The organism is Microbacterium esteraromaticum (assembly GCF_028747645.1).
In the GTDB taxonomy this organism is placed as follows: domain Bacteria; phylum Actinomycetota; class Actinomycetes; order Actinomycetales; family Microbacteriaceae; genus Microbacterium; species Microbacterium esteraromaticum_C.
Window position 1 is genome coordinate 1,191,135 of the sequence record NZ_CP118100.1, and the last position, 21,018, is coordinate 1,212,152.

Sequence of the window (21,018 nt, forward strand, 5' to 3'; positions counted from 1 at the left end):
AGCCCTGCGTGCGGCACGACGACGACTGAGCATCGACCGCACATGTGTAGTAACAGTCCTCAAGCCTAATGCCAATCGGGGTCGCCCGACGTGTGCGACCGGCACCGCGTCGAACAGGAAGAACCGGCATCCGCGCGTCGCGTCACATGTGCATTCGGTAATATCGAGCGCACTATGGACGACCCTCCTTCTTGTAGTACCACGCCCCATTCCCCGCTCCTCGTCGACATCGAGGACTTCAGCTGATGGAACTGCTGATGCTGGGTGTGGGGCTCCTGCTTATCGTCGGGACGGGACTCTTCGTCGCCAGCGAGTTCGCGCTTGTCAATCTGGACCGTGCCGAACTCGAAGCCCGTCAGGCCCGCGGCGAATCCCGTCTGGGGATGACGATCCGGGCGTTGAAGATCACGTCGACGCATTTGTCGTCGGCGCAGTTGGGGATCACGCTCACCACGCTGCTGACCGGCTACACCATGGAACCGGCGATCTCGACGCTCCTTGAGCCCGTCATGGAGGCGTGGGGCGTGCCGGATGCCGTCGCGGTGCCGCTGTCGGTGACGGTGGCCATGTTCATCGCCACGGTGCTGTCGATGATCATCGGCGAGCTGGTGCCGAAGAACTTCGCACTCGCGCTGCCGTTGGCAACCGCCAAGGCCGTCGTGCCGTTCCAGACGGCGTTCACCGCCGTGTTCAAACCCGCTGTGCTGCTGCTCAACGGCAGCGCCAACGCCGTACTGCGGTCGATGGGTGTCGAGCCGAAAGAAGAGCTGTCGGGCTCGCGCAGCGCCGAGGAACTCTCATCGCTCGTGCGCCGTTCGGCCAGCCAGGGTGTGCTCGAGAGCGACACCGCGACGTTGCTCGACCGCAGCCTCACCTTCGCGCGGTTGACGGCCGACGACATCATGACGCCGCGCCCGAGCATGCATGCGATCAGCGTCGGCGACTCCGCCGATGACGTCATTCAACTCGCCCGCCGCACCGGTCACAGCCGATTCCCGGTGTACGACGATGACCTCGACGACATCACCGGTGTGGTGCACGTCAAGGCCGCCGTGTCGGTGCCGCGCGAGAAGCGCGCCGATGTGCCGGTCGGTGCCCTGAGCACCGAACCCCTGCGTGTGCCCGAGACGGTGCACCTGGACGTGCTCGTGGCCGAACTGCGCTCCAAGGGGTACCAGATGGCCGTCGTGGTCGATGAGTACGGCGGTACCGCGGGCATCGTCACGCTGGAGGACCTCGTCGAGGAGATCGTCGGCGAGGTCTCCGATGAGCACGATCGCTCCCGCGCCGGCATCGTGCGGCGTGTCGACTCGATCACGTTCCCGGGTGAGCTTCGCCCCGACGAACTCCTCGCGCGCACCGGTATCGCGGTGCCGGAGGGGGAGATCTACGACACCGTCGGCGGGTACATGATGAGCGTGCTCGAAAGGGTTCCTGTGCTCGGCGATGAGGTTCGGGTCGAGCACGGGACGTTGACCGTGGCCCGCATGGACGGACGCCGCGTCGATCGGGTGCGGTACACCGCCGACCCGGTCGAGGACACGACGGAGGTCGAGCGATGAGCGACTGGATGGGCCTGGTCTGGCTGGTCGTGCTGCTGATCGGCAACGCCTTCTTCGTCGGTGGCGAGTTCGCCGTCATCTCGGCGAGACGATCGCAGATCGAGCCGCTCGCCGACAAGGGCTCGCGAGCAGCGAAGACGGCGCTGTACGCGATGGAGCACGCCACGCTCATGCTGGCGACGTCGCAGCTGGGGATCACGATCTGCTCGCTGCTGATCCTGAACGTCTCGGAGCCGGCGATCCACCACCTGCTCGAGATCCCGCTGCACGCCCTGGGCTGGGACGAGTCGATCGTCTCGGTGACATCATTCGTCATCACCCTCGCCTTGGTCTCGTTCCTGCATGTCGTGTTCGGCGAGATGGTGCCGAAGAACCTCGCGTTCTCGCTGCCGGATCGTGCCGTGCTGCTGCTGGCGCCGCCGCTGGTGTGGGTGTCGCGCGTGTTCGGTCCCGTCATCTGGGCACTGAACGGCATCGCGAACGCCGTGCTGCGCCTGTTCCGGGTCGAGCCGAAGAACGAGGCGGCGTCGACGTTCACGCTCGAGGAGGTCGCGACGATCGTCGACCGCTCGCGACGCGAGGGTGTGCTCTCGGACACCTCGGGGGCCGTCGCAGCGGCGGTGGAGTTCACCGACAAGAAGGCGCGCGACATCGCGGTGCCGTTCGCCGAGCTGATCACCCTGCCCGAGACGGCGACGCCTGCCGACGTCGAGCGGGCCGTGGCCCGCTACGGATTCTCCCGCTACGTGATCGTCGACGGTGCGGGCAAGCCGGTGGGCTATGTGCATCTGAAGGACATCCTGCGGGCATCCGAGGGGCCCGACGCGCACGTCGATGAGCCGCTGCCCGCCAAGCGCATCCACCACATGGTGCCGGTACACGAGGAGACCGATCTCGAGGACGTGCTCGCGGCGATGCGCCGCGCGGGGCGTCACCTGGCCAATGTGCGCGATCTCAGCGGCGCCACCACGGCGGTGCTGTTCCTCGAGGACATCCTCGAGGAGCTCATCGGCGAGGTGCAGGACGCCACGCGGCGCGGACATCACGGACGCTGATCGCATCCCGGCATCCGATGCGCAGAGCATCGGATGCCGGGACCCGGCCGTCACGCGACGGTGGCGGATGCCCGCGGTTCAGCGCCAGCGTGCGCGTTCGTACTGCGGGGCCCACTCCACTGCTGCGCCGAGCTCGTGTGCTGCGCGCAGACCGAAGTGCGGATCGCGCAGCCATTCGCGTCCCGCGAAGACGGCATCCGCAGCTCCCGAGGCGAGTACCTCCTCGGCCTGTGCGCCCGACGTGATCAGGCCGACGGCGCCAGTGCGCACGCGGCCTCCGGCGCGCACGGCGGCGGCGAGGGGCACCTGGTAGCCGGGGTGTACGTCGATGTGCTGGTGCGCGACGAGGCCGCCGCTGGAGACATCGACGAGGTCGGCTCCGGCCTCGATCGCCCACAGGCCGACCTGCGCGGCCTCATCGGGAGTGAACCCGCCCTCGGCGTGGTCGGTGGCCGAGATGCGCAGGAACACCGGAATGTCGTCTCCGGCCGCTTCGCGGACGGACCTGAGCACACGGAGCAGCAGTCGCGCGCGGTCCGCCAGCGCGCCGCCGTACTCGTCGGTGCGCAGGTTCGACAGCGGCGAGAGGAACTCGTGCAGCAGATATCCGTGCGCACCATGCACCTCGAGTACATCGAACCCGGCGTCGAGAGCGCGCTGCGCCGCTGCGGCGAACGCTGCGACGATCCGATCGATGTCGTCCGCATCAAGGGCCGTTGGTGTTGCGAGGCCCTCGAAGGCGACGGCGGAGGGCGCCTCCGTGGTCCAGCCGCCGTGCTCGTGCGGTACAGATCCACGCTGTGGCGCCCATGGCCACCAGGTGGAAGCCTTGCGTCCGGCGTGCGCGAGCTGCACGCCGATCAGGGCACCGCGCTGGTGCACATCATCGACGATCGGCGCCCATGCGTCGCGCTGCGCGTCGTTCCACAACCCCACATCACGCGGCGAGATGCGTCCTTCAGGGGTGACGGAGGTCGCCTCGGCGAGGATGAGCCCCGCACCGCCGGAGGCGAACTGCGGCAGGTGCACGCGGTGCCAGGGTTGCGGGATGCCATCGATAGCGCTGTACATGCACATCGGCGAGACCCACAGCCGGTTGCGGAAGGTGCGGGCGCGGATGGTCAACGGGGAGAAGAGCAGACTCACGGTACGACCGTATCGCCGCACGGACGGCTGTGGGCGCTAGCTTGGAAACATGTTGCGGGAGTGGACGCGGGCCGACACCATCGCCGTGCTGCCGGTACCCACCGCGCACGACGATAAGTACTCGCGGGGTGTCGTCGCGCTGCGCACAGGATCGGCGACGTACCCGGGCGCGGCCGTACTCGGGGTCGAGGCGGCCTGGCGTACCGGAGCCGGCTACGTGCGCTACGTCGGCGACGCCGCTCAGGCGGTACTTGCACGGCGGCCCGAGACCGTCGCCGGTGACGATCTCGGCAGCACCCGGGTGGGTGCCTGGGTGATCGGTTCGGGAACGGATGCTGCGCATCGCAGCGAGCACGAGCAGCGAGCTCTGCAGCGGATCCTCGACGGTGCCTCACCGGTCGTGGTCGATGCGGGCGCTCTCGATCTCGCGGACGGTGCAGCGGCACCGCTGGTGCTGACGCCACACGCCGGTGAGCTGAGGCGACTGCGCGACCAGTTGGGCTTGCCCGCGACCGACCTGACGACCGAGCACGATCGTGTGGCGGCCGTGACCGAGACTGCTGACCGGGTCGGTGCGACGGTGCTGTTGAAGGGCGCTCGAACCCTGATCGCCACCCCGGGGCAGATACCGATCGTCGTAGACAATGCGCCGCACTGGCTGGCGACGGCGGGTACCGGAGATGTGCTCGCCGGCATCCTGGCCGCGCTCCTCGCTGCGTGCGGCACCGCGCCGCCGCACGAGACTGCCGCGGCCGGGGTCTGGCTGCACGGGCACGCGGCCGCTCTGGCGTCGGGCAGCGTCGGGGGAGCCGCCGGGCATCCGATCGTCGCGCTCGACGTCGCCGAGGCGCTGCCGCGCGCGGTCGGGGAGCTGCTGTCGTGACCACCCGGCACCGCGCATGAGGTGGCCGGCCTTGGCGCTGTGGAGCGTCTTCGTGGCTACGCACGCCGTGGTGGCTTGGTTGGGGTGGATGCTGCCGAATCAGCCCATGGGTGACGTGGTGCTGGTGTACGAGCCCTGGGCTCGTGCGGCGCTCTCGGGCGGGGACGTGATGGGCATCACCGAGCCGTGGGTGTATCCGCAGCTCGCTCTCGTGCCCCTGCTGTTCACCCAGCTGCTTGCCGTGCCGCTGCTGCCGTCGCTCGGTGTCACAGCGGCGTATCTGATCGCGTGGGCGGTGCTGGTGACCGTCTGCGATCTGCTCGCCTTCGCCGTCCTCGTCGGCCGGGGCCGGCAGCGCGGCCGCCGTGCCGCGGGGTGGTTCTGGACTGGAGCGCTTCTGATGCTCGGACCGATCGCACTCTACCGACTGGACGCCATCACCGTTCCGCTGGCGGTGGTCGGCGGGCTGTGGCTCGCACGGCGGCCGGTCGTCGGGACCGTGCTGCTCACGCTCGGCGCGTGGATCAAGATCTGGCCCGGCGCCGTGGTGCTCGCCGCGATCGCCGCGGGTCGGCGCAGCCTGCGTGTGGCGGTGACGGCTGCGACCGTGTGCGCGGTACTGGTCGCGGGTCTACTGCTCATCGGCGCCGACGCGTTCGGGTTCCTGACGACGCAGAACGGGCGCGGACTGCAGATCGAGGCGGTCGCCGCGACACCGTTCCTGTGGCTGGCCCTGTTCGGTGAGGCCTCTATCGACTACAGTATCGAGATCCTGACGTTCCAGATCGGGGCTCCGGGAGCGGATGCCATCGCCGCACTGCTCACCCCGGTGATGATCGTCGTGGTAGCAGCCATCGTCGTGCTCGGCGCATGGCGAGCACAGCGCGGGGCTGACTGGCGGCGTCTGCTGCCGCCGCTGTCGCTGGCTCTCGTTGCCGCGCTGATCGTGACGAACAAGGTCGGGTCGCCGCAGTTCCAGACCTGGTTGCTCGTGCCGGTGATTCTGTGGATCGTGTTCGACCGATCCCGCTCCCAGACGCCGGCGGCCATCGTGCTCATGCTGTGCGCACTGACCTTCGCCGTGTACCCGCTCACCTACGACGGACTGCTGCGCGCCCATCTGCTGTCGATCGTGCTGATCACGGTGCGCAACGCGGCCCTGATCGTGCTGCTCGTGTTCGCCGTACGATCGATCATGCGTGTGCCAGCGCGCCGACCGCACCGTCCTGTCTGACGGGCGATCAACTCGACTGAAAGAGGAACCATGCTCGTCGCATTCTCCGTCGCCCCCTCCGGTACCGGACGAGAGGACGCCTCGGTGCACGATGCCGTCGCCGCCGCGGTCCGGGTCGTGCGCGACTCGGGCCTGCCGCACCGCACCACCAGCATGTTCACCGAGATCGAGGGGCCGGACTGGGACACGGTGATGGATGTCGTCAAGCGCGCCACCGAGGCGGTCGCGCCGTTCGGCTCACGCGTCTCGCTCGTGCTCAAGGCCGACATCCGGCCGGGGTACTCGGGTGAGCTCGATGCCAAGGTCGAGCGGCTCGAGGCGGCGATCGACTCCTCGGAAGATCGCTAGCATGGACGAGTGAATCCCTCGAAGACTTCGAGGGGTGCGGCGAAGATGGCGCTCCTCTCTCTCGCCATCGGCAGCTTTGGCATCGGCATGACCGAGTTCGTCGTCATGGGGCTGCTACCCGATATCGCCGCCGACTTGTTGCCCGCGCTGTGGGTGCAGAGTCCCGAAGAGGCACTCGGGCGCGCCGGCTGGCTGATCTCGCTGTACGCGCTGGGTGTCGTCATCGGCGCCCCGACCATCGCCGGCTTCGCCGCGCGCTTCCCGCGCCACCGGGTCATGATCGTGCTCGCGATCGCACTGACCGTGTTCAACGCCCTGACCGTGGTGCTGCCCACCTTCGAACTGGTCGCGCTCTCGCGTCTGCTGGCCGGCCTGCCGCACGGCGCGTACTTCGGCATCGGCGCGCTCGTCGCGGCCGATGTGATGGGCCCGGGCAACCGCGCCAAGGGGGTGGCGTTCATCCTCACCGGGCTCACGCTCGCCAATGTGATCGGCGTGCCGCTGGGAACCTTCCTCGGCCAGCAGTGGGGCTGGCGCACCGCTTTCGCCGTGGTGACGCTGGTCTTCGCCGTCGGAGCCCTGTGCATTGCTCGATTCGTCCCCGCGCACCCCGGCTCACCGGGGCGCACGATGCGAGAGGAACTCGGCGTGTTCCGCAGTACGCAGGTGTGGTTCGCGCTCGCGGTCGGCGCCATCGGCTTCGGCGGGTTCTTCGCCGTGTACAGCTACATCGCACCCGTCGTCACCGAGGTCGCGGGCGCTGCCGAGTGGACCGTGCCGATCGTGCTCGTGCTGATGGGTGTGGGAATGACCGTCGGCAACCTCATCGGCGGGCACCTGGCCGACATCGATCTGCGCCGCACTCTGCTGTGGGGACTCGCCGCGATGACGGTCGTCTTCGTCGTGCTCGCGCTGGTCTCGGCTTGGATCGTCACTCTGAGCGCGCTCGTGCTGGTGGTCGGCGTCGTCTCTTCGGTGCTCAGTCCGACCATCCAGACCCGCCTGATGGATGTCGCCGGTGACAACCAGTCCATCGCCGCCGCTCTGAACCACTCGGCGCTGAACGTGGGCAACAGCCTCGGCGCTTTCCTCGGCGGGGCGGTCATCGCCGCCGGCTGGGGGTTCACCGCGCCATCCTGGGTCGGCGCAGCGCTCGCTGCCGGAGGCCTGCTGATCGCGTTGCTGTCATACCGCGTCGAGCGCACCCGCGCCGAGGCCGTGCTCGCCGTCGCGTCGTAGAGTGACGGGGTGAGTACCCCCGAGAAGCCCGCTCCGCACGCGTCAGTCCCGGAGTCCAGCATCCGCATCGCCGGCACCGCTGTCGTGCTGCGCGACGGTGCCGACGGACTGGAGACGCTGCTGCTGCGGCGTCCGTCTTCGGGGTCGTTCGCCGACGCCTGGGTGTTCCCCGGAGGGCGCGTCGACTCCGCCGACCGCGCTCGCGCACATGATGAGGCGGATGCCGCCCGTCATGCAGCCACGCGCGAGACGCAGGAGGAAGCGGCGATCCGGGTGCACTCGCTGCGGCCGCTCTCGCGGTGGGTGCCGCCGGCCGAGACGCCGGTGCGCTATCGCACCTGGTTCTTCCTGGCGCGCGAACACGGGGACGAGGTGCGCGTCAACCCCGGCGAGATCGTCGATGCGGCCTGGATGACCCCGCAACGTGCCTTTGACGCCCACGCCGCGGGCAGCCTCGCCCTGTTCCCACCGACCTGGGTGACGCTGCGCGGGCTGCTTGCGCACGCCAGCGTCGATGCGGCCTTCGCCGCGGCCGGTGAGCTCGCCCGGTACGAGACACGCATGCTCAGCACCGCCACCGGACGACGCGCGATGTGGGCGGGCGACGAGGACTATCCGGATGCCCCGGGCGCAGTCGGAGCGCGGCACCGGCTCACGATGGACGCGCTGCCCTGGGTGTACGAGCGCAGCTGACGGCATCCGTGCCGCGCACACCGCTATGACGCGAGCAGCCGCTCGAGGTGCGCACCGACGGGGTCGGTCTCGATCAGGAAGCCGTCGTGCCCGAAGTCGCTGGTCAGCACGACCGCCTCGTCGTCGATCAGGTTCGGGATGCTTCGCGCGATGCGCTGTTGCCCGTCCACGGGGAACAACCGGTCGGTATCGACACCGAGCACCAGGGAACGGGCGGTGATGGTGTGCAACGCCTGCTCGACGCCGCCCCGGTCGCGTCCGATGTCGTGCGAGTTCATCGCCTCGACGACTGTGATGTAGCTGTTCGCGTCGAAGCGCCGTGTGAACTTGTTGCCGTGGAAATCGAGGTACGACTCGACCGCAAACCGGCCGCCGCGACCCAACGGCGACACCCCCGATTGCCATGAGCGCTGGAAGCGCTGGTTCAGCTCGATCGGGCTGCGGTAGTTCAGCAGCGCCATGCGGCGGGCAAGTGCGAGCCCGCGGTGCGGGCCGTCACCGAGACCGGCGTCGTAGTACTCGCCGCCGGCGAAACGCGGGTCCATCCGCACGGTCTCCAGCTGCACGAAGTTCAGCGCCAACTGATCGGCCGTCGTCACCGGGGGAGAGGACAGCACGGCGAGGCGTTCGACGCGCTTGGGCTGCATGACCGCCCACTCCAGGGCGTGCATGCCGCCCATCGAGCCACCGATCACGGCGGCCCAGCGGTCGATGCCCAGTTCGTCCGCGAGGCGGATCTGCGCGCTGACCTGATCGCGGATGGTCAGGTACGGAAAGCGGGACGCCCACTCGCGTCCGTCGGGGGCGATGCTCGCCGGGCCCGTCGAACCCTGGCATCCGCCCAGCATGTTCGGAGCGATCACGAACCACCGGTCGGTGTCGATCGCCGCTCCTGGGCCGACGATGTCCTGCCACCAACCCGCGGTCGGATGCCCGGGACCGGCGTTGCCGCGCACGTGGCTGTCACCGGTGAGGGCGTGCAGGATCAGGACCGCGTTGTCGCGGGCCGCGTTCAGCTGCCCCCAGGACTCCCAGGCGATGCGTGCGACCGGCAGATGGTCGCCGTTCTCGGTGCGCAGGTCGCTCAGCACGGTGAACCGGCGGTCGCCCGTCGGATCGCCGTCGCGCCAGGCGCCGGTGGCGGGCGGGCGCGCGCGCAGCAGACGCACGTCGGCTTCGGTCACGGGAGCCGACGGCACCGTGTCCTCGGAGGTCGTCTGCCAGTCCATGCTTCCATTCTCGCCTGCGCGTGCGGGTGGTGCCTGCACGTTACACAGCGCCGCCGTAAAAGACGACGGCGGGCCCCACCAGGAGAGGTGGGGCCCGCCGGAGGAGGTGCCGATGTCAGGCGCGAGCAGCCTCGGTTACGCGACGCGCAGCGGCGAGCGCGTGGTCCAGGTCGGCCTTGAGGTCGTCGATGTTCTCCAGACCCACCGACAGACGCACCAGGCCCGGCGTGACGCCGCTGGCGAGCTGCGCCTCGGGCGACAGCTGCGAGTGGGTGGTGGACGCCGGGTGGATGACCAGCGAACGCACGTCGCCGATGTTGGCGAGGTGGCTGAACAGCGACAGGCTGTTGACGAACTCGCGTCCGGCCTCGACGCCGCCCTTGAGCTCGAACGACAGCACTGCGCCGACACCCTTCGGAGCGTACTGGTTGGCCTTCGCGTACCAGGGCGACGAGGGCAGCCCCGAGTAGTTCACCGAGGCGACGTCGTCGTGGTCGTCGAGCCACTCGGCGATCAGCTGGGCGTTCTGCACGTGCCGCTCGATGCGCAGCGACAGCGTCTCGACGCCCTGCAGCAGGTTCCAAGCGCTCTGCGGTGCGATCGCCGAGCCGAGGTCGCGCAGCAGCTGCACGCGTGCCTTGATGATGTACGCCAGGCCGTCACCGACCGCGGTCGTGTAGCTGGCGCCGTGGTACGAGGGGTCGGGCTCGGTCAGGCCCGGGAACTTCTCGACGTTCTTCGACCACTCGAAGCTGCCGCCGTCGATGATCGCGCCGCCGATGGTGGTGCCGTGTCCGCCGAGGAACTTCGTGACGGAGTGGATGACGATGTCGGCACCGTGCTCGAACGGACGGATCAGGTAGGGTGTGGCGATCGTGTTGTCGACGATCAGCGGAACACCGTTGTCGTGGGCGACGTCGGCGACGGTACGGATGTCGAGCACGTTGATCTGCGGGTTGCCGATCGTCTCGGCGAAGAACAGCTTGGTGTTCGGGCGCACCGCCGCGCGCCACTCTTCCGCGTCGTCCTGGTTCTCGACGAACGTGACCTCGACGCCCAGCTTGGCGAGCGTGTACTTGAACAGGTTGTAGGTTCCGCCGTAGATCGACGACGACGAGACGATGTGGTCGCCGGCCTGAGCGATGTTGAGCACGGCGAAGGTCGCCGCAGCCTGGCCGCTCGCGAGGACGAGGGCGCCGGTGCCCCCCTCGAGTGCGGCGAGGCGCTGCTCGAGCACGTCCTGGGTCGGGTTCTGGATGCGGGTGTAGATGTTGCCGAACTCTGCCAGGGCGAACAGGTTCGCTGCGTGGTCGGCGGTGTCGAACACGTAGGAGGTGGTCTGGTAGATCGGCGTGGCGCGCGCCTTGGTGACCGGGTCGGGTGCGGCGCCGGCGTGGATCTGCTTGGTCTCGAAGCGCCAGTTCTCAGTTGCGGACATGAGGTTCTCCCGAGGTCAGGGTGCGGGTAGGGGTCGAGCGGCGGATGCCTTGTAGTGAGAGTACGGATGCGGCGCACGCGTCAACAAGCGCCCAGAAATGTTACGTAACACGCCGGAGTCGGATGCCCGCTGCAAAGGACGTACGGTGGAGGCATGGTGAACAGACGAGCCGTGGTGACCGGAGCGAGCACGGGTATCGGAGAGGCGACGGTGCGTGCGTTGCGCGCCCGCGGTTGGGACGTTGTCGGGGTAGCCCGGCGAGAGGAGCGGCTCGCGGTGCTCGCCGCCGAGACCGGTGCGACTGGAATCGCCTGCGATCTCACCGATCAGCGCGCGGTGGATGCCCTGATCGACGAGCTGGCGAAGACCGGTCCCGTGCACGCACTGGTGCAGGTGGCCGGTGGCGCCCGTGGCACCGACAGCGTTGAGGCGGGCTCCGTCGCCGACTGGCAGTGGATGTATGACGCCAACGTGCTTGCGACGCAGCGGCTGGTTTCGGGCATCCTGCCCCTGCTGCGACGCGCGGCGGCCGACGACGGCCACGCCGACACGGTCTTCGTGACATCGACGGCCGCTCAGACGGCGTACCCCGGTGGTGCGGGCTACAACGCGGCGAAGGCCGCGGAGGCGATGCTTGTGAAGGTGCTGCGCCAGGAGCTCAACGGTGAGCCGATCCGGGTCGTCGAGGTGGCACCCGGCATGGTGCACACCGAGGAATTCACGCTCAACAGGCTCGGCGGCGACAGCGTCGCGGCCGAGGCCGTCTACGCGGGCGTGGAGGAGCCGCTGCTGGCCGAGGACGTCGCCGACGTGATCGCGTACGCACTCAGCGCACCGCGCCGGGTCAATCTCGACCTGGTCACGATGCGTCCGGTGGCGCAGTCCGCGCAGCACCTGCTCGCCCGCGGCCCGCTGCACGTGCGCACCGACGTCGACTGATGGTGCGGTCCCTCGGCGAGCTGGCCGATGCGGGCCTGATCGACCCGGGCTGGGCGCGCGCGCTCGCGCCGGCGCAACCCCTGCTGAACGCACTCGGCGAGCGACTGCACGCCGAGCAGGCCGCGGGGATCGGACACCTGCCCGCCGACGAGCACGTCCTGCGCGCGTTCCAGCGTCCGCTCGACGACGTGCGCGTGCTGATCACCGGCCAGGACCCGTATCCGACACCGGGACACGCTATCGGGTTGTCGTTCGCCGTCGACCGCGAGGTGCGGCCGTTGCCGCGCAGTCTGGTGAACATCTACCGCGAACGCGAGAGCGATCTGGGCATCCCTCCTGCACCCCACGGTGACCTCACCGCGTGGAGCGACCAGGGCGTGCTGCTGCTGAACCGCGTGCTCACTGTGCGGCCCGGCGCCCCCGCATCCCACCGCGGGTGGGGATGGGAGAAGGTGACCGAGCTGGCGATCCGTGCGCTCGTCGCGCGCCGTGAACCACTCGTCGCGATCCTGTGGGGAAAGGACGCCGCAGGCCTGAAACCGCTGCTCGGCGATGTTCCGACGATCGAGTCCGCGCACCCCTCACCGCTGTCGGCGCGGCGCGGGTTCTTCGGGTCGCGACCCTTCTCGCGCACCAACGCCCTGCTCGAGCAGCACGGCGCCGCCGAGATCGACTGGCGGGTGGTGGGCGAGCACTGAGCACGCACCGGCCGCCTCAGGGACGGCGGATGGACGGGATCGCAGCGAGCAATTGGCGCGTGTAGTCCTCGCGCGGATGCTGCAGCACGGCGGCGGTGGTGCCCCGCTCGACGATGCGGCCGTCCTTCATCACCGCGACGGTGTCGCTGAGGTTCTGCACGAGACCGATATCATGCGACACGACGATCAGAGTCAGTCCCTGCTCGGCGCGCAACTGCTGGAAGAGCGCCAGCACCTGGGCGCGTACGGTCACATCGAGCGCCGACATCGGCTCATCACCGACGAGGATCCGCGGCCGGTGGGCGATCGCCCTCGCGATGGCGATGCGCTGTCGCTGGCCGCCCGAGAACTCGTGCGGATGACGATCGGCCATGTCGGCGTCCAGGCCGACCTGCACGAGCACATCGCGCACGCGCGCACGATGGTCGCCGGGGACATCGAGCGCCCACAATGGCTCCGCGATGATCTGCCCCGCGGTCATGCGCGGGTCCAGCGACGCGTACGGGTCCTGGAACACCAGCCCGGTCTGGCGCCGCAACCAGTGCAGCGAGCGTGCGCGCGCCGTGGCATCCACATCGCGTCCGTCGACGATCACTCGACCGCCGGACGGACGGTCAAGGCCCAGCAGCAGCCGCACCAATGTCGACTTACCCGAACCCGACTCTCCGATTAGGCCGAGTGATTCGCCCTCGGCGATCTCGAGGTCGGTGGGCTCGAGCGCGGTCGACTCGCGCTGCTTCTCGAACACGTGCCGCTTCGGCACGGGGAAGCGCCTGCTCAGGCCCTCGGCGCGGATGAGCGTCACGATGCGTCTCCCTCGGGACGCCACAGGGTGGCGGTGGCATCGCGCAGCAACGCTTGGGTGACCGGTGCCTGCGGTGCTGACAGCAGAGTGCCGATCGGTGCGGACTCGATAACCGTGCCCGCATCGAGAACGACGCCATGCGTGGCCACCTGCGAGAGGACGGCAAGGTCGTGGGTGATGAAGACCAGCGACATGCCCTCTTCCGCGACCAGCGAGAGCAGCAGCCGAAGGATCTCGGCCTGGATCGTGACATCCAGAGCGGTGGTCGGTTCATCGGCGATGAGCAGACGTGGCCGGCAGGCCAGCGCCATGGCGATCGCGACGCGCTGGCGCTGGCCACCCGACAGTTGGTGCGGGTAGCGGTCGACGACGGTCTCGGGGTCGGGAAGGTGCACGCGGGCGGCCTCGGCTACCGCCCGCTCGCGCGCTTGCCTCCGCGGCACGCGTTCGTGGATGCGGATGGCCTCAGCGATCTGACGGCCGACGGTGCGGATCGGATTGAGCGCGGTGCGCGGTTCCTGAAAGACCATCCCGATCTCGTCGCCGCGCAGCTCAGCCAGTTCGCGATCGCGCATGCCCAGCAACTCGATGCCGTTCCAGCGGACGCTGCCGCGCGCGACCGCGCCCTCCGGCAGCAACCCGAGCACAGCGAGCGCCGTCACCGACTTGCCGGAACCGGACTCGCCGATCAGGCCAAGACGCTGACCGTCGCTCACCTCGAAAGAGACACCGTCGAGCACGCGTCGCCCGCCGATCTCGACGACCAGGTCCTCCACCTGCAGACTCATGCCACCACCTCCGGCACGTGAACCTGCGCCGCGCGGCGTGACAGCGTCGGATCGGTGGCCTCGCGCAGCGCGTCGCCGAGCAGGTTCAGGCCGAGAACGGTGATCGTGATCGCCAGGCCCGGCCACACCACCGAAAGCGGATGCACGCCGATGTAGCGCTGCAGCTCGGCCAGCAGCGTGCCCCACGACGCATCGGCCAGTGAGGCGCCGAAGCCGAGGTACGACAGACCGGCCTCGGCGAGAACGGCCACCGCCATCGACCACGACAGCTGCACGATGAACACGGGGGCCACGTTCGGCAGCAGGTGACGCGCGAGGTTCTGCCCGGCCGTCAATCCGCTGGCGCGTCCGGCGAGCACGAAGTCGCTCTTCTGCACACGGCGCAGCTCGGGGCGGGTGACGCGCGCGATGCTCACACCGAACCCGATGCCGACCGAGATCACGACCACCCACAGTGAACCGCCCCAGACCGCCGAGATCATCATCGCGATCATCAGCACCGGGAAGGCGATCAGGATATCGACCAGTACCGCGACGGTCTCGCGCATCCAGCGTGCCGTGAGTGCGCCCAGGGCTGCCAGCAGCATGCCGACCACGGTGGCCACGATGCCGGCGCCCACGGCGACGAACACAGTGGTGCGTGCTCCGGCCATCAGCAGACTGAGGATGTCGCGGCCCGTCGCATCGGTGCCGAGCAGATGGGGCCACCCCGGGGGTGCCCATCGCCCCTTGACATCCGTGAGCATCGGATCGAAGGGCGTCCACACCAGCGACACCAGGGCAGTCAGCGCGACGGTCAGCACCACGACCACGCCGAACCAGCCGGTCGCCGACGACAGTAGCACGCGCATCCAGCGGGGCATCATGCGGCCTCTCTCTGTCGCGGGTCGATGGCGTGATGCACCAGGTCGACGATGAACCCGATGATCAGCACGAACCCGGTGAGTACCAGCAACTCGCTCTGCACCTTGACGAGATCACGGGTGCCGACGTCGGCCACCAGCATCCGACCGATGCCCGGCAGGGTGAACAGTTGCTCGATCACGACCGAGCCGACGATGATCCCCGCGATCTGCAGGCCGAGCACCGTCACGATCGACAGGCCGACAGCGGGGATGCCGTGCAGCACCAGGGCGCGGCGGCGGGTGAGTCCCTTGGCTGCTGCGGTGCGCACGAAGTCCTGGCCCGCCGCCTGCAGGGTGGCGCTGCGCACGAAGCGCATCAGCATGGCGCCCTCGACGAGGCCGATCGTCAACGCCGGCAACAGCAGCGCCTCGAGGGCCTTGCCGGGCGTCGCCCAGCCGGTGCGGGGAAAGCCCTGCGCGGGCAGCCACCCGAGCCAGTGGGCGAAGACGACGACGAGCATCATGCCGGCCCAGATCACCGGGACGGCCGCGACGGCCTGCGCGCTGACGCTCATCGCCGTGCCACCGGCGTGGCCGCGCAGCATGGCCGAGACGATGCCGAACGGTACAGCGATGAGCAGGGCGATCGTCAGCGCCATCAGCCCGAGCGGCGCCGTGACCTGTGCCTTCTCGAGCAGTTCCGCTGAGACCGAGGCGCCGCTGAGCTGCGAGGTGCCGAGGTCGCCGCGCAGAACGCCGCCGATCCATTCCAGGTATTGCACGATGAGTGGCCGGTCCAGGCCGAGCGACTGCCGCAACGCCTCGACCGTCTCTGCGGATGCCTGTGTGCCGGCGATGAGCTGGGCGACGTCGCCGGGGAGGACACGCAGCGTCAGGAAGATGATCACGCTCGACACGAGGAGCCCTGCGACAAGCAGGGCTCCTCGTGTGAGCGTGTAACGGAGCACAGGTCAGTCTGCGGTCTTCGTGACGCCGGCGAGGTCGATACGCGAGTTGATCGAGTCCTCGGGGAAGCCCGAGACGCCGGGCAGCAGCGCCGTCAGGGTGGCGCCGTTGTACAGCCAGTCGGCGGCGTGATCTTCGGAGACGAGTCGCGCGGCCTCGGCCAGGAGCTCGGCGGAACGCTCGGCGTCGGTCTCGGTCAGTGCCTGCGTGTACAGGTCCTGCACCTCGGCGTTGTCGTAGCCGAAGTAGTAGTCAGGGTTCGCCCAGTTGCCGAAGTCGCGGGGTTCGACGTGCAGCACGAAGCTCAGCTCGTAGTCGTGGTTGGTGTAGACGTCCTCGAGCCAGGTGGCGAACTCGACGCGCTTGACCTCGAGCGACACACCGACCTTCGCGAAGTCCGAGATCAGCACCTGAGCGGCGGTCGTGCCGTAGAACGACGGGATCGTCAGGGTGAGGTCGAGCTCTTCGTGTCCGGCCTCAGCCAGCAGCTCGCGCGCACGCGACGGGTTGTAGGTAGCGACGTCGGACAGGTCCTCGTAGCCGGGATCGAGTTCGGGGATCGGCCCGAACAGCGTCTGCCCTGCCCCGACGGCGTCGATGAGCGCGTCGTGGTCGATCGCCAGGCGGAGCGCTTCGCGCACCTTCACATCGTCCAGTGGCGCCTGGGCGTTGTTGAAGGCGAGAGTGGCCTTGTCGGTGGTGCGTCCGGTGGTGATGACGAACTCACCGGTCTCTTCGAGCTGCGGTGCCAGGTTCGGGTCGACTGCCGTGAGCACGTCGAGCGTGCCGTCCAGCGCCGCGTTCACGCCGGCGGTGAAGTCGGGGATGTAGTGGAAGACCACCTCAGCGACGGTGGCCTGCTCTCCCCAGTACTCGTCGAAGCGGTCGAAGCTGATTGAGCTGCCCTTGGTCCAGCGGTCGAGCACGAAGGGGCCCGTGCCGTTCTCAGCGGTCTTCAGGTCAGTCTTGTCGCCCTTCGCGAACACCAGGCCTGCGGGGCCGGTGAGAGTGAACAGGAAGTTCTGGTCGGGCTCGGTGAGAGTGATGACCACCGTCGTCGCGTCCGGGGCATCGATCGAGTCGACACCGGCGAACTGCGCATTGCCCTGCACTGCCGCGTCGGACTGGACGGCCTTGTACGAGGCGACCACGTCGGCTGAGGTGAGCTCGCTGCCGTCGTGGAACGTGATGTCGTCGTTCAGCGTGAAGGTGTAGGTGAGGCCATCGGGCGAGATCTCGTATGCGCTGGCAAGGCGCTCGACGATCTCGTTGTCCTGAGTGCGGGTCACGAGGCCCTCGTAGATGTTGTCGACCAGGATCTGCTCGAGGGCGGCGCCGCTGGTGTGCCGGATGTCGAGGTTGGTGGGTTCGAGCACGAGGCCGACGCTGAGGGTCGCATCCGGGTCGGGCGCGCCGGTGGCCGTCGGCGTCGCTTCGGGGGCGTTGCTGCTGCAGGCGCTGAGCACGAGCGCGCCGGTGGCGATCAGGGCGATCGCGGCGACGCGTCCGGATTGACGTGCGCGGGTGAAGGAAAACAAGGGTAGGTCCTCTCGGAGGGGTGCTGTGTCGCGTCGCTCGGGTCAGCGGTGCGTTCGGGTGAGGGCGGCGGAGGCGAGATCGGCGAGGGATGCCGGTGACGTCTCCTGAACGTTGTGGCCGGCGTCGACGGTGACGACGGTTGCCGCAGGGAGTCTGCGGGAGAACTCGGTGACGTCGGCGTCGCGCAGGAATCCCCGGGTACCGCGAACGAGCGACACCGGTGCCGGGACGGCGACGAGATCTTGCCAGGGATCGTCGGATGCCCGTCGCTCGGCGTTGAGTGCGTCGAAGGCGTGGCCGATGATCTGGGCGAAGTGGTGCTTCCACTCGACGCGGCCATCGGCGCGCACGCGGGTGTTGAAGAAGACGCCGCGCTCGGTGTCCTGGATCGTTCCGCCGAAACCGAACGACCGGGCCCGGGCGACCGCGTCGTCGCGGGAATCGAACTCGGTCACGGTGTAGAAGTCGCGCAGCACAGCGGGAGCGGCATCGGTGTCGAGGCCGGGAACCACGTCGACGAGAATGAGTTCACGGACCAACTCGGGGTGCCGGGCGGCGACCACCGCGGCCGCGAGTCCGCCGAGCGAGTGCCCGATGAGCACCTGGGGGACGGTGGCGCGGGCGCGCAAGGCATGTGCGACGTCGTCGGCGAGCAAGCCGGGGGAGTAATCCAGATCCTCGCGCCACGAGGAGTCGCCGTGTCCGGCGAGGTCGATCGCCAGGGCGGGGCGCCCGAGCAGCAGGTTGACGGTGTCCCACGTGTGGGCGTTCAGGCCGGCGCCGTGCAACAGGGTTACGTCGGCGGGGCCGTCGCCGTAGGCGAGCGCGCTCAGGGTGCGTCCGTCCGGTAGCGTGTGCGCGATGCGTTGGGCTGCGGGCACGGCGACGCCGAGCATCTCGGCCTGGCCGGGCAGGTAGCGGAACTCGTCGGCGTGTGTTGTCACGACGATATTGTCCTATCCGTCGGGGGTCAGCAGGAAATGCGGGATCAATTCGTAACGTCACATCGCGAAACAACTATCGTAATGCTAATAATTGACTCTGCCTGCTTGGCTATCTGCATTTCCGCCGTGGGGAACTGCTCGGATCTGCTGGCCTAGGCTGGGGCCATGAGTCAGTCGCGACGCCCCGGAACGTGCCGATGACGATCATCCGGGTTCCCGGGGTCAGCAACCTCCGCGACGTCGGCGGTATTCCCGTCGGTGCCGGTCGGGTGCGCGCCGGCCGCCTATTGCGCTCGGGGCAGTTGGCCGGCCTCACCCCAGCGGGCAGCGCCTTGCTTGCCGGGCGCGTGCAGCGCGTCGTCGATCTGCGTGCGGATGACGAGGTCCGGGCCGAACCCTCGGCGCTGGCGTCGGTGCCGACGACCAGGATTCCGCTCTTTCTGGGATCGACCGCTTCCTTCTTCACCGAGGACATCGACTTGTCCGGCATGTACCGCCACCTGGTCGATGAGTCTGCTGATCGGCTCGCGCAAGCGGTGCGTCTGATCGCGCAGGGTCTGCCGACGCTGGTGCACTGCACGGTGGGCAAAGACCGCACCGGTGTGACCGTGGCACTGGCCTTGAGCGCCGTGGGAGCGGATCGGGCTGCCGTCGTCGCCGACTATGCGCTCACTGCCTCGCAACTGCCCGAGGCGCGCACACGTGCGGTGGTGGAGTACTTTCGCACGCACCTGCCCGATTCGCGGAATGCGATCCAACTCGCCACCGAGTCTCCGGCGCCGGTGATGGCGGCGCTGCTTGCCGATATCGATGAGCGCTACGGATCAGCGGCGGAGTACCTGCGCGCGGTGGGGATGTCGGGCGCCGAGCTCGACGCGCTGCGGGCCTTCCTCGTCGAGTGACGCGCTATGTAGGTAAGGCATGCCTACATCGGGTGTAGACTGAGTGCATCATGAGCACTGTCGAGACCGCCGCCGGCACCCGCGCTGCGCGCCGGGCGTCCCGTCGCCCGCAGGTGCAGCACCTCATCACGGCCGACGAGAACGCGCTCGCCGAACTCGAGGCGGTCCTGGCCACTCTTCCGCTGTGTGCGGTCGGCCGCGTGTTCATCGAGGTGCCTGAAGCGGGCGACGTCAGCATCGTCACGGCGCCGCCGCGCATGACTGTCACCTGGTTGCCGCGGGCACGCCCCGTTGGAGCGATCGGCTCCGCTCGCCGATGCGCCACCGGCGAGGCGCTCACCAGGGCAGCCATCGCGTGGGCCGATGAGATGCTCCGCGATGCCGGCCCCGAGGCGCTGCGCACCGAGGTGACCCTGCTCGGCGGGTTCTTGAGCACGGCCGACATCATCGAACACCTCACAGAGACACTCACTGTGGATGCTACGGCGATCACCGCTCCGGAGCGCTACGGCCTGAGCGTGCGCTGATTGCGTCGGCGGCGCACATAGCCGCCGTCTTCCAGACCGGCCTCGATCTCGAAGCGGTTGCGTAGCGGATCCCTCCCGGCGAACAGGTACATCACCGGGGTGAGGAAGCCGTAGCGCAGCCACTGCTGCTTGTGAACGGCCTCGTGTCGCAACACCGCATCGGACGGCGAGGCATCGCCGGTCAGGAAGCATCCGCCGACGCAGACGCCACCGCGCATGAATGTCCACTTCGGCATCCCGCGCAACACCCAGAGGCCCTCTCGTCGCTCGACACGGCCGGTGCTCCAGAGGGTGCCCCAGGTCCAGCCGACGGCGGTGCCCCACCAATAGCCGATGCGACTGATCGGGGAACGCAAGAGGAACGAGGGGATGCGGCGATCGAGACGTCGCCCGCGCTGCAGAATGCGTTCGGCTTCTGAACGCCAGTCGTCGCTCACGCCACGGCGCCGATCAGCCGCAGGATCGACCCCATGTCCTGCACAGCGTCCTCGGGCCCGCGCGGAGCGAAGCCGGCGATCGTGGCACCCGCCAGCGGCACGTGCTCGCGTACCTGGCGGATCGCCGTGACCAGTGCGGCGGTCGTGGTGCCGAACGGAGCGGCATCCGACACACCGGAGATCGTCGAGGGGTCGAGCACGTCGACGTCGATGTGCACCCAGACGCGCGACGCCCCCGTCGAGCGCACCGCCTCGGCGACAGCATCCGCGTCGAAGTCGGTGGGGGAGAACCGCGTCAGCCGATCGAGCTCGGGCTGCTCCGCGGCGTCGATGTTGCGCGTGCCGAGCATCACGACGCGTTCGCGCGGAATGCCGGGCGATAGCGCCAACTGGCCTTCTCCGTCGCCGAGGACGGCGCGCAGCGCCATGCCTGAGAACGCCCCGGAGGGTGAGGAGCCGGGGTCGTGCAGGTCCGGGTGGGCATCGCACCAGAGCACCGCCAGATCGGAGGTGTCGATCGCTGACAGCGCGAAGGCGCTGACGCTGCAGTCGCCGCCGATGACGATGGTCGTCTCGTCGGAGTGCGACATCGTCTCGCGCAGCAGTTCGCGCACGCGCAACAGTGAGCTGAGGCGATGAACACCGGTACCGAGCGCCTCACCGGCCTCCATCGGCACGTCGAGGGTGATGGTGTCCTTGCGTGGCAGGTCACCCGAGATCGCTGTTGCGCCATCGATCAGCATCATGGCGCGGGCCGACGGCGATCCCTGCCACTGCGGGGTGATGAGAAATCGGGTCATG

Annotated in this window: 22 protein-coding genes; 11 read left to right on the forward strand and 11 right to left on the reverse strand. The window is 68.8% G+C overall.

All coding sequences use genetic code 11. The features are described from left to right. Positions 1-245 precede the first annotated feature (245 nt). A complete protein-coding gene (locus tag PTQ19_RS05370) occupies positions 246-1,562 on the forward strand; it encodes a hemolysin family protein (protein WP_179411248.1) in 1,317 nt (438 codons plus the stop codon). Continuing rightward, on the forward strand, positions 1,559-2,617 hold the full coding sequence (locus PTQ19_RS05375) for a hemolysin family protein (RefSeq protein ID WP_179411247.1): 1,059 nt from the start codon (positions 1,559-1,561) through the stop codon (positions 2,615-2,617). Before PTQ19_RS05370 ends, PTQ19_RS05375 begins: the two co-directional genes overlap by 4 nt. Before the next feature lie 78 nt (positions 2,618-2,695). Here PTQ19_RS05375 and PTQ19_RS05380 read toward each other — a convergent pair whose 3' ends face one another. Next, positions 2,696-3,763 (reverse strand): NADH:flavin oxidoreductase/NADH oxidase, encoded by a 1,068-nt coding sequence (locus tag PTQ19_RS05380; protein WP_274368730.1) that lies wholly within the window; start codon positions 3,761-3,763, stop codon positions 2,696-2,698. A gap of 49 nt (positions 3,764-3,812) precedes the next feature. Here PTQ19_RS05380 and PTQ19_RS05385 point away from each other — a divergent pair, with 49 nt between their 5' ends. The 5 genes from PTQ19_RS05385 to PTQ19_RS05405 are packed head-to-tail and all read left to right on the forward strand — an operon-like array spanning position 3,813 to position 8,160. After that, entirely contained in the window at positions 3,813-4,646 is an 834-nt protein-coding gene (locus tag PTQ19_RS05385; RefSeq protein WP_274368731.1) for an ADP-dependent NAD(P)H-hydrate dehydratase, read from the forward strand. 52 nt (positions 4,647-4,698) lie between these two features. Next, on the forward strand, positions 4,699-5,880 hold the full coding sequence (locus PTQ19_RS05390; RefSeq protein WP_274368732.1) for a hypothetical protein: 1,182 nt from the start codon (positions 4,699-4,701) through the stop codon (positions 5,878-5,880). A gap of 30 nt (positions 5,881-5,910) precedes the next feature. After that, positions 5,911-6,228, forward strand: a complete 318-nt coding sequence (locus tag PTQ19_RS05395; protein WP_179411243.1) for a thiamine-binding protein — start codon at positions 5,911-5,913, stop codon at positions 6,226-6,228. 45 nt (positions 6,229-6,273) lie between these two features. Next, the gene (locus PTQ19_RS05400) at positions 6,274-7,467 is read left to right on the forward strand and encodes an MFS transporter (RefSeq protein WP_274368733.1); all 1,194 of its coding nucleotides are present in this window, start codon (positions 6,274-6,276) and stop codon (positions 7,465-7,467) included. A gap of 9 nt (positions 7,468-7,476) precedes the next feature. Continuing rightward, positions 7,477-8,160 carry an NUDIX hydrolase gene (locus PTQ19_RS05405; protein WP_274368734.1) on the forward strand — a complete coding sequence of 228 codons (684 nt, stop codon included), beginning with the start codon at positions 7,477-7,479 and terminating at the stop codon, positions 8,158-8,160. 23 nt (positions 8,161-8,183) lie between these two features. Here PTQ19_RS05405 and metX read toward each other — a convergent pair whose 3' ends face one another. Both metX and PTQ19_RS05415 read right to left on the reverse strand, forming a co-directional pair. After that, entirely contained in the window at positions 8,184-9,389 is a 1,206-nt protein-coding gene (gene metX / locus PTQ19_RS05410) for a homoserine O-acetyltransferase MetX (RefSeq protein ID WP_274368735.1), read from the reverse strand. Positions 9,390-9,504: 115 nt separating this feature from the next. Continuing rightward, a complete protein-coding gene (locus PTQ19_RS05415) occupies positions 9,505-10,827 on the reverse strand; it encodes a bifunctional o-acetylhomoserine/o-acetylserine sulfhydrylase (RefSeq protein WP_274368736.1) in 1,323 nt (440 codons plus the stop codon). Between the two features lie 153 nt (positions 10,828-10,980). Here PTQ19_RS05415 and PTQ19_RS05420 point away from each other — a divergent pair, with 153 nt between their 5' ends. Continuing rightward, on the forward strand, positions 10,981-11,766 hold the full coding sequence (locus tag PTQ19_RS05420; RefSeq protein ID WP_179411235.1) for an SDR family oxidoreductase: 786 nt from the start codon (positions 10,981-10,983) through the stop codon (positions 11,764-11,766). Further along, positions 11,766-12,464 (forward strand): uracil-DNA glycosylase, encoded by a 699-nt coding sequence (locus PTQ19_RS05425; RefSeq protein WP_274368737.1) that lies wholly within the window; start codon positions 11,766-11,768, stop codon positions 12,462-12,464. Before PTQ19_RS05420 ends, PTQ19_RS05425 begins: the two co-directional genes overlap by 1 nt. Positions 12,465-12,480: 16 nt before the next feature. Here the strand turns inward: PTQ19_RS05425 and PTQ19_RS05430 are convergent, their stop codons facing one another. Genes PTQ19_RS05430 through PTQ19_RS05455 form a run of 6 tightly spaced genes read right to left on the reverse strand, consistent with a single transcriptional unit; the run spans position 12,481 to position 18,351 of the window. Then, the gene (locus PTQ19_RS05430; protein ID WP_274368738.1) at positions 12,481-13,269 is read right to left on the reverse strand and encodes an ABC transporter ATP-binding protein; all 789 of its coding nucleotides are present in this window, start codon (positions 13,267-13,269) and stop codon (positions 12,481-12,483) included. Then, complete coding sequence (locus tag PTQ19_RS05435) at positions 13,266-14,057, reverse strand: ABC transporter ATP-binding protein (protein ID WP_274368739.1); 792 nt, start codon at positions 14,055-14,057, stop codon at positions 13,266-13,268. Before PTQ19_RS05435 ends, PTQ19_RS05430 begins: the two co-directional genes overlap by 4 nt. After that, positions 14,054-14,920, reverse strand: coding sequence for an ABC transporter permease (locus PTQ19_RS05440; protein WP_274369037.1), 867 nt, complete (start codon positions 14,918-14,920; stop codon positions 14,054-14,056). Before PTQ19_RS05440 ends, PTQ19_RS05435 begins: the two co-directional genes overlap by 4 nt. After that, positions 14,920-15,870: an ABC transporter permease gene (locus PTQ19_RS05445; protein WP_274368740.1), complete on the reverse strand. Its 951-nt coding sequence runs from the start codon at positions 15,868-15,870 to the stop codon at positions 14,920-14,922. The genes PTQ19_RS05440 and PTQ19_RS05445 overlap by 1 nt, the downstream gene beginning before the upstream one ends. A 3-nt stretch (positions 15,871-15,873) precedes the next feature. Further along, positions 15,874-17,406 (reverse strand): ABC transporter substrate-binding protein, encoded by a 1,533-nt coding sequence (locus PTQ19_RS05450; protein WP_274368741.1) that lies wholly within the window; start codon positions 17,404-17,406, stop codon positions 15,874-15,876. Between the two features lie 42 nt (positions 17,407-17,448). Beyond that, entirely contained in the window at positions 17,449-18,351 is a 903-nt protein-coding gene (locus PTQ19_RS05455) for an alpha/beta fold hydrolase (protein WP_274368742.1), read from the reverse strand. A gap of 197 nt (positions 18,352-18,548) precedes the next feature. Here PTQ19_RS05455 and PTQ19_RS05460 point away from each other — a divergent pair, with 197 nt between their 5' ends. Together PTQ19_RS05460 and PTQ19_RS05465 are read left to right on the forward strand one after the other, a co-directional pair. Continuing rightward, positions 18,549-19,253, forward strand: coding sequence for a tyrosine-protein phosphatase (locus tag PTQ19_RS05460; RefSeq protein WP_224817608.1), 705 nt, complete (start codon positions 18,549-18,551; stop codon positions 19,251-19,253). 50 nt (positions 19,254-19,303) lie between these two features. Further along, entirely contained in the window at positions 19,304-19,780 is a 477-nt protein-coding gene (locus PTQ19_RS05465) for an SIP domain-containing protein (RefSeq protein ID WP_274368743.1), read from the forward strand. On the opposite strand, the gene PTQ19_RS05470 is transcribed toward PTQ19_RS05465, so the two are convergent. Further along, positions 19,759-20,217: a Fe-S oxidoreductase gene (locus PTQ19_RS05470; RefSeq protein ID WP_274368744.1), complete on the reverse strand. Its 459-nt coding sequence runs from the start codon at positions 20,215-20,217 to the stop codon at positions 19,759-19,761. The two genes, PTQ19_RS05465 and PTQ19_RS05470, sit on opposite strands and share 22 nt — an antisense overlap. Further along, the gene (locus PTQ19_RS05475; protein ID WP_274368745.1) at positions 20,214-21,017 is read right to left on the reverse strand and encodes an arginase family protein; all 804 of its coding nucleotides are present in this window, start codon (positions 21,015-21,017) and stop codon (positions 20,214-20,216) included. Before PTQ19_RS05475 ends, PTQ19_RS05470 begins: the two co-directional genes overlap by 4 nt. Between the last annotated feature and the right edge of the window lies 1 nt (position 21,018).